The organism is Micromonospora sp. NPDC002296 (genome assembly GCF_040296145.1).
Lineage (GTDB): Bacteria > Actinomycetota > Actinomycetes > Mycobacteriales > Micromonosporaceae > Micromonospora.
In genome coordinates this window covers 1-1716 of the sequence record NZ_JBEOWQ010000123.1, presented here as the reverse complement: position 1 = coordinate 1716, position 1716 = coordinate 1, and the positions used below count along the sequence as shown (strand labels likewise).

Annotated in this window: 2 protein-coding genes; one reads left to right on the top strand and one right to left on the bottom strand. The window is 70.6% G+C overall.

Going from position 1 to position 1716, the window contains the following annotated elements; translation table 11 throughout:
* Nucleotides 1-855: glycoside hydrolase family 25 protein (locus tag ABT023_RS28990; protein ID WP_350889869.1), on the bottom strand; the 855-nt coding region annotated here is incomplete at its 3' end.
* A gap of 213 nt (nucleotides 856-1068) precedes the next feature.
* Here ABT023_RS28990 and ABT023_RS28985 point away from each other — a divergent pair.
* The coding region (locus tag ABT023_RS28985) for a M23 family metallopeptidase (RefSeq protein WP_350889868.1) at nucleotides 1069-1716 on the top strand (648 nt) is incomplete at its 3' end.

The window sequence follows — 1716 nt, the reverse complement described above, 5'->3', positions numbered from 1 at the left end:
GGACGTGATGGCCAGCCAGTTCTGGGCGCGCATCCACATGACCGGCCCAGGGGTGCCGTCCTGCTCGGTCGTGGTCTTGGGCAGCGGGTCGTCCGCCGGCGGGTCGGTCGGTCCGCCGGCGACGATCTCGAACGCGCTCGGCTTGGCCACGTTCAGGTCCACCCGGGCGATGCCGCCGGTCGATCCCGCCGAGCTGTACTGGTGCGCGCTCCACGTCGGGTAGGCACCGCCCAGGTTCGGCTCGCCGGGGTAGCTGCCGTTGTTTGCGCCCCACATCGCCACCCAGAGCTTCACGCCCGCCGCGATCGTTCGCGGCCACGTCCGGGAGCGCAGGTCGGTCGCGCCCATGTACAGCCAGGGCACGTGGTTGCCGATCCGGTCGCGCATCCGCTGGAAGAATGTCGTGACCTCGGTGTCGTTCCACAGCCTCGTCGAGTCGTCGAGCACCTCGTTGTCCAGCGCGATCACGTCGCCGGGCCGGTAGTCGCGCAGGTGGGCGGCGAAGTAGTCGGCGGCCTGGGTGGGGGTCTGGAAGTCCCCGGCCAGCCAGTAGTGGCCGACCCTGAGCCCCGCCGCCCGTGCGCCGTTCACCTGGGTCGCGTACTGCGAGCCGATGTACGGGCCCGCTGACAGCTGGGAGCCGCCCGCCTTCACGATCACGAACTGGTGTCCGTCGGCGCGGACGTCGGCGAAGTCGATGCCGGCCTGCCAGGTGGCCACGTCGATGCCGGACACCGTGCCGGGCGGCACCGCCGCGGTGGCGGGTGTCGCGGTGGCGGGCGTCGCCCCGACGCTCAGCGGCAACGCGACGGCGATGGCGACCGCCGCCGCGAGCCGCCCCAGAACGGCGGTCATGCCGGGTCTCCTGCCGGAGAGCCCGTGCCGCCGCGTGGCGAGCTGGTCGTTCGATACGCATCGATGATCATCGAGCAATGGTAGAGGCTGGCCAGGCGTGGCACCACCCCTGCGCCGGGCGTGCGGGCCGGGCCTTCGAACATTGATGTACGCCACTTCAAGGGCTACCCTCTGCACGTCAATGATCACCTACGACCGTGCGGAGGAACGATTATGGGCCGTGAACACCTGCCCGGCTGCTGTGGCGGTGGCGGAGAGCAACCGCAGGCCGGGCTCAGCCGCCGTACGCTGCTGCGCGGCACCGCCCTGACCACCGGTGCCCTCGCCGTCGGGGGTGTATTCGGCCTGCCCGGGATCGCCCACGCCGCGCCGTCGATCTACAACCCGTTCGCCGGATACGCGATCACCGGATCCTGGCAGGACCACCTGAACAGCGGCTCGCTCGGCGGCATCGACTTCGGGATGGGCGTCGGCACCAACCTGCCGGCCTGCGGCGCCGGCACGATCCAGAACATCCCGAACAACGGCACCGGCGGGCACACCGTCACGATCCACCACGCGGACGGATACCGCAGCCAGTACATGCACCTGTCGCAGTTCCTGCTGGCCAACGGCGCAGCGGTCGGCGCCGGTGCGATCGTCGGACGGTCCGGAGGTGCCGTCGGCGCCCCCGGTTCCGGCAGCTCCACCGGCCCGCATCTGCACTGGCACATGATCAACCCGAGCGGGGTGCGGATCAACCCGCTCACCTACATCGGCCAGAACCCGGGCGGCGGCCTGCCCAAGACCTCGACCGAGCAGGACGGCATCCCGGGCACCATCTTCTACAAGCGGATGCAGAACTGGCTGCGGATCACCTCG